This window comes from Comamonas sp. GCA5 (genome assembly GCF_036541385.1).
Classification (GTDB): domain Bacteria; phylum Pseudomonadota; class Gammaproteobacteria; order Burkholderiales; family Burkholderiaceae_C; genus Comamonas; species Comamonas aquatica.
In genome coordinates this window covers 1-5,636 of sequence record NZ_JAZHFR010000133.1, presented here as the reverse complement: position 1 = coordinate 5,636, position 5,636 = coordinate 1, and the positions used below count along the sequence as shown (strand labels likewise).

The window sequence follows — 5,636 nt, the reverse complement described above, 5'->3', positions numbered from 1 at the left end:
CCACTTGCCACAAAAGGCACTGGGGCATGAAGCCCCAGTCCAAGCACTCAAAAAATGGAAGATGAAAGCTCCTGATTTATTCGTCAAGAACGTGCGTAATCATCCGGGACCCGACAGCTAGTAGTTCATTCTGTTTTGCTCTGTAGTAGCTTAGATATGTCATATTTTTGCTCCTTCTCTAAATGGTTTATTGGTGTAAATAAATTTCTTTTAAAGTTTTTTATCTCGGATGACGTTAATTTTGTTGAAGTTAAGAATGAGTAAAGCGATGGAGGCCAATTTTCAAATAAAATATTTTTGCTATTTATATTTCTTGATGAAATAGCAATTTTTAGATATGATTTCAATATTTCAAAATATTCATATGAAGATATTTCTTCATGAATGTGAGTTAAGTTATATTGTGCGAAATTTGTTTTTTTTAAATCTTTAATTATTGCTAAAGATTCTGCTTTGTTGAATATTTTTACAAACTCTTTTTTGATGATTTGATCTTTATAAATTTCTGCTTCTCTTATTTTGGTTATTTGATTATTTCTTGAGCAAAGTAAAATTCCAGTGTTACTGTTTGTGACTTCTAATATTTTGCTTATATGTTTTTCAGCACTTATTACATAAACTAAAGGACAGACTTTAAAATAATCATCAATTTGATTTTTTAATTTTGACAAAGAGTCTCTCTCTGATTTTATTTCGAATATTGAGAAAGTTCTTTTTGTTATTAGTGCTATATCTGCTTTGCTTTTATTAATGCTTAATTCATGAATGACAGTGCTTGTTTTTGGATTGTGAGTCCCAAAAATATATTTGTTAATTAGAGTATTTTTGTAGAAATATTCAATTCTGTTCTTGTCTTTAGATAATTCAAGAAAACAGTTTTCGAAGAAATCAAAAAGGGTATCGCTACTTGGTCGATCTAAATCTTTATTTATTATTTCAATAGTTTTTAAAGATTCATCAGGAATACCTTTGTTTAAAAGAGTACGGATGAAACTTTTACTAAAAATTTTTTTAAATAAAATATCCATTTTTAAAAGATGAAATCCTCAGGCCACAAAAAATAAGGCCCAAACTTGGACTTCGCCACAAACTCAATCCCAGCTTGCTTGGCCGCTGGAGTGAGGTAATGGCGCCCGTTTTCTGAAGTCAGCAATTGCACCGCCACGGCCTTGGCCAGCCATTCGCCCGTTTTCATGCCGTGCTTTTGGGCGATGCGGGAGGTGGAGAGTTTTTGCGGGCCGTTGCCGTTGGGGCGGGCTTCGTCGTCGGTGGCGTCGGCGCTGTCGCTGGTGGCGGTGGCTTCGTCCACGGTGCTGACACGTTCCATGCTGATGCGCACTTCATCGCTGATGCGGATGATGCGTTGCGCTTCTTCGTAGGTGTCTTTGTAGAGTTCGGCATCGTCCTCGCGGCGGATGAGGATGCCCATTTCGTTGTTATTGATCTGGCTGAACTCGTAGAGGTTCAGGCTGGTGACGATGGCGTCGGACTCGTTCAGGTAGCACTTGGCGTGCAGGTTTTTGCAAAAGCTGGTGCGGATATAGCTTTGCGCCTTGAGCCATTCAATTTCCTGCGGCTGCAACTCGCTTTTGCCGTATACGATGCGCACGTCGATCTTCAGGCGGTTCTTGTCCTCCAGCAGCTCTTTCATGCGGTCGTTGAGCTTGAGAAAGGGGCTGATCAGCACCAGCCGGTCTTTGGCGCCCTTGATGAGTTCTTCCAGGAAGTAATTGGTGGCGGAGGTGTTGAGAAACTTGGCCATGCTGCCTCGCTTGCAGTGAAAGATTTTTCCTACAGACGAGTCTAGGAAGACTGCTATGTATTGCGAAGCAGGGCGTTGTATTTGTAAGGAAAGGTGACGAGCGGTTTTGCATTCGCCGCGCAATGTGAATGGGTCTATTTGGGGTTTGAAAGGAAATCGGCCTCTGGCCCTTATCCAGTAAGCGCTACCAGCTATCAAAATATGGGGCCGCCTGACACCTCCATGGACTGCGCTGTCCTGGCCGTCCTCAGCGCCTGTGCCAAGGCGCGCAGTGATCGCCTGCCCGCATGCCACGCCGACCTGTTTCGCAGCGCCGCTGCGGCCGGCCGGCGAAGCAAACCCGCTGCGTGATGCAGCATGTGGCAGTGAAAAAGCGCAGCGCCACCGGTGTGCGCGCCAACGTTGCGCACGGCGTGGAGGTTCTTCTGATTTCCGGCGGCTGTGTGAGCGCAGCGCCACAGGCGCGCCGCGAGTTCTGCCGGACAGCCTGCCAGGCTCGCCTTTTTGGGGCACTTGCCTGGGAGCGAAGCCAAACCCAGACGACGCACCCGCTGGGGTGAAATCCCGGCCATTTGCCCAGAAGCTACGGCAGGCGCAGCCACCAACAAGGGTGTGCCTGCCCGTCACATGCCTGATAGGGAGAACACCCGACGGCTGCATTGAGAGGTGGGGCAGCTAGCAGCTACAAAAAGCCATAGCTGGCAGTGCCCGTCCCACCTGGCCCCAACGCCCTGAATACGGCCAATTTATCCGGCACGCCAAATCGCTTTACCCTTGGCACTTTCGTCAAGCACCCACCTCGCCGCCATCGTAGCGGCGCATTCAACGATGACCATCTCCCACTCCGGCCCCGTCACCCGCCACCACGTTGGTGTCCGCCTGTCTGAAATCGCCATCCACCACGGCACCGTCTATCTGGCGGGGCAGATCCCCGAGAACAATCCCGGCGCCGACATGCGCGTGCAGACCGAAGAGGTGCTGGGCCATGTGGAGCGCCTGCTGAACGAGGCTGGCAGCAGCAAGGCCCACATCCTGATGTGCCAGATCTTCATCCGCGAGGCGCAGGACATTGCAGCAATGAACGCGGTGTGGGATGCCTGGATCGTGCCCGGGCACACGCCGCCGCGTGCGACGGTGATTGCGCCGGCCATCAACCCGGACTACCGCATCGAGGTCATCGTCACCGCCGCGCAAATCGCCGCGGTCTGAGTTCGGCATAAAAATGGGCTTGTGTGCATGCCCAGAAAGCGCTAGCAGCTATGGATTTGAAAGCCCTGGTGGCGCAGGCGGTGCGCAGCAGGGGCGGTGCCCTCAGTCCTTGGCCATGTGACGCGACAGCACCAGCAGGGCGGCCACGGACAGCAGGCCCAGCGCAGCCGACAGCCACAGGGCCTGGCCCTGCCACTGCGTCAGTGCCACGCCAAACAGCCACGGGGCCAGCGCCTGGGCCACGCGCGCCGGGCCTTGCAGCAGGCCCTGGCGGTGGCCATAGCCCTGGGGGCCAAACAGTTGCAGCGGCAACGTGCCCCGGGCAATCGTCAGCATGCCGTTGCCCGCGCCGTGCAGCACGCCAAACAGCAGCGCCCCGGGCGGTCCCAGCAGCAACAGCAGGGCAGCGCCCACGGGGTGCAGCACGGTCGCCAGCCGGGCGTTGACCAGCGGCGGCAGGTGGCGCAGCAGGCTGAACTCCAGCAGGCGCGCGGCCACCTGGGCCGGACCCATCAGCATACCCACCGTCAGGGCCAGCCCGGCCGCGATGCCACAGGCCTGCAGCAGCGCCGGCAGGTGCGCGGCCATGGCGCTGCTGATAAAGCCCGAGGTCGCAAACACCAGGGCCAGCAGGCCGGTGCGCAGATCGAGCCGGGGGCGTGGTGCGCCGTCAGGCTCCGCCGTGGGTGCTGGTGCGGGCGTGGGCGCCTGCCGGTCGCTGGGCAGGGACAGGTACAGCGGCAGGCAGAGGACCAGGTGCACGCCGGCCCAGACCCAGCAGGTGCTGCGCCAGCCCCAGTGCAGCTGCATCCAGTGCGTCAGCGGCCAGCCGACGGTGCTGGCAAAGCCGGCCAGCAAGGTGATGCCGGTGATGGCCTTGCGCGCCTGCTGCCCGTACAGGCGCACCACGGTGGCAAAGGCCGCTTCGTACAGACCGCTGGCAATGCCCAGGCCCAGGCCGCACCAGGCCAGCAGCAGCGACCACAGGCCCTGCGCATGGCCCAGGGCCACCAGGCTGGCGGCAAACAGCACACTGGTGGCCGCCAGGATGGCGCGCCCGCCCCAGCGGTCCATGGCCTGGCCGACGTGCGGCCCGGCCAGCGCGGCCACCCCCAGCGCCAGGGAAAAGGCGGCAAACACCGTGGGCGTGGCCAGCCCCAGGTCGGCCGCCATGGGGGCGGCCAGCATGGCGGGCAGGTAGTAGGTGGAGGCCCAGGCCAGGGTCTGGGCCAGACCGAGGGTGAGGACGACGCGGCGTTGGGAGGGCGGGGCCATGGCGGGTGCGGGCAAGCGGTGACCGCATGGTAGCCGTTGCGAGGGTGCGCGCCGGTACACACGGGGACAGGGCGGGGGCCGGGTGTTGGCATGGCGGCAATGGGCTGGCACGGTGACAGCGCTGATGGGTTACTGCAGCCTGTAATCTCTGCTTGAGCCAGAGCCAACCTGTGGACATGCATGCGGCATGCGCAAAAACAGAGCTGTTCACGCGCGTCGTTGCTGGGCTAGGCCACGATAAGACGGATGGTGCGGTGATGCTGGGCCCAACGCACAGCGCACAGCGCACAGCGCACAGCGCACAGCGCACAGCGCACAGCGCACAGAGCACAGAGCACAACGCACAACGCACAACGCACGGCGTTTATCTGCATGGGGACTGCTGCTATGGCATCGCGGCAGGCACAGCGGCGGAGGCAGAGGGATGGCCCGCTGCGTGCTCGGCAGCAGCTTGCCCGCACACGATGCAGGTCTCGGCGTGGTGGTCGTGGTGGTGCAACCCAGGTGCGCTTGAAGGCGGCAGTGCTGTCGCCGCCGGGTGTTTGGGGCTGTCGTCCGCTGTGGGGCCATGCCGATCGCTGGGCAGGCTGCCAGGCAGCAGCACCGCACCTTGGTGCGTGGAGCCCATTGCCCTTGGTGCGGCTTGCCCGCCAGCCGGGCTGGAGGTTGGGCCGAGGGGGCAAGCCGCCAGATCGTCAAACTGGGGCTGTCTGGTGGCTTCTGTGTGCCTGCCAGGTCTCACCCAGGCACTGGCGTGGCGAGGCTGGGGCAGGGGGCTTCGCCCTGCAGCCCCGAAGCTAGGGCGCGCAGTGCTGGAGCGCTAGGCTGGGGCGGTCTGGCGTGGGCTCAGCCGGCGCAGAAGCCGTCGTAGGCCAGGCAGGCGGCGGCCAGGTCCTCCAGCGCGCTGCCCACGGATTTGAACAGGGTGATCTCGTCCGCGCTGCGGCGGCCGGGGTGTTGCTGGCGGCACAGCTGCTCCAGCGTGGCGGCCAGCCGGTCTGTCGACCAGGCGCCTTCGGCGATGGCACCCAGCAGGTCCCCGGCCTTGAGCAGGGCCTCGGTGGTGTCGGTGAACACGGTGGCGCGGCGCAGGCACGCGCCATCGCTTTCGCGCATGGCGGGGGTGAAGCTGCCGATCAGATCCAGGTGCGTGCCCGGCTGCAGCCAGGCGCCCTGGATCAGCGGGGCGGTGGACAGGGTGGCGCAGCTGACGATGTCGGCGCGGCGCACGGCGGCTTCCAGGTCGGGCGCGTGCTGTGTCGGCAGGCCCTGGGCACGTAGGTCGTCGACCAGGGCCTGGGCGCTGGCGGGGCTGCGGCTCCAGACCTCCACCGTGTCCAGCGCGCGCACGCAGCGGTAGGCCGCAGGCAGCAGGCGGGCAACACGGCCG

The 5,636-nt window shown here is 59.5% G+C and carries 4 protein-coding genes and 2 pseudogenes; 2 read left to right on the top strand and 4 right to left on the bottom strand.

Translation table 11 applies throughout. The annotated features are described in order from the left end of the window. Nucleotides 1-121, top strand: a pseudogene (locus tag SJH88_RS18270) (IS481 family transposase); the annotation flags it as partial. Nucleotides 122-125: 4 nt separating this feature from the next. Here the strand turns inward: SJH88_RS18270 and SJH88_RS18265 are convergent. Both SJH88_RS18265 and SJH88_RS18260 read right to left on the bottom strand, forming a co-directional pair. Further along, nucleotides 126-1,028 (bottom strand): sce7726 family protein, encoded by a 903-nt coding sequence (locus tag SJH88_RS18265; RefSeq protein WP_274755292.1) that lies wholly within the window; start codon nt 1,026-1,028, stop codon nt 126-128. Between the two features lie 2 nt (nt 1,029-1,030). Beyond that, the gene (locus SJH88_RS18260; protein WP_274755291.1) at nt 1,031-1,762 is read right to left on the bottom strand and encodes a phospholipase D family protein; all 732 of its coding nucleotides are present in this window, start codon (nt 1,760-1,762) and stop codon (nt 1,031-1,033) included. A gap of 828 nt (nt 1,763-2,590) precedes the next feature. Between SJH88_RS18260 and SJH88_RS18255 the strand changes: the two genes are divergently transcribed. Continuing rightward, nucleotides 2,591-2,971, top strand: a complete 381-nt coding sequence (locus SJH88_RS18255; RefSeq protein ID WP_274755290.1) for a RidA family protein — start codon at nt 2,591-2,593, stop codon at nt 2,969-2,971. A gap of 102 nt (nt 2,972-3,073) precedes the next feature. Here the strand turns inward: SJH88_RS18255 and SJH88_RS18250 are convergent, their stop codons facing one another. After that, nucleotides 3,074-4,246, bottom strand: a complete 1,173-nt coding sequence (locus tag SJH88_RS18250; RefSeq protein WP_274755289.1) for an MFS transporter — start codon at nt 4,244-4,246, stop codon at nt 3,074-3,076. A gap of 846 nt (nt 4,247-5,092) precedes the next feature. Further along, nucleotides 5,093-5,636, bottom strand: a pseudogene (locus tag SJH88_RS18245) (bifunctional Delta(1)-pyrroline-2-carboxylate/Delta(1)-piperideine-2-carboxylate reductase); the annotation flags it as partial.

Bases quoted from the DNA above. Each gene is read 5' to 3' on its own strand.
- SJH88_RS18265 (WP_274755292.1), bottom strand. From the start codon at position 1,028: ATGGATATTTTATTTAAAAAAATTTTTAGTAAAAGTTTCATCCGTACT.
- SJH88_RS18260 (WP_274755291.1), bottom strand. From the start codon at position 1,762: ATGGCCAAGTTTCTCAACACCTCCGCCACCAATTACTTCCTGGAAGAA.
- SJH88_RS18255 (WP_274755290.1), top strand. From the start codon at position 2,591: ATGACCATCTCCCACTCCGGCCCCGTCACCCGCCACCACGTTGGTGTC.
- SJH88_RS18250 (WP_274755289.1), bottom strand. From the start codon at position 4,246: ATGGCCCCGCCCTCCCAACGCCGCGTCGTCCTCACCCTCGGTCTGGCC.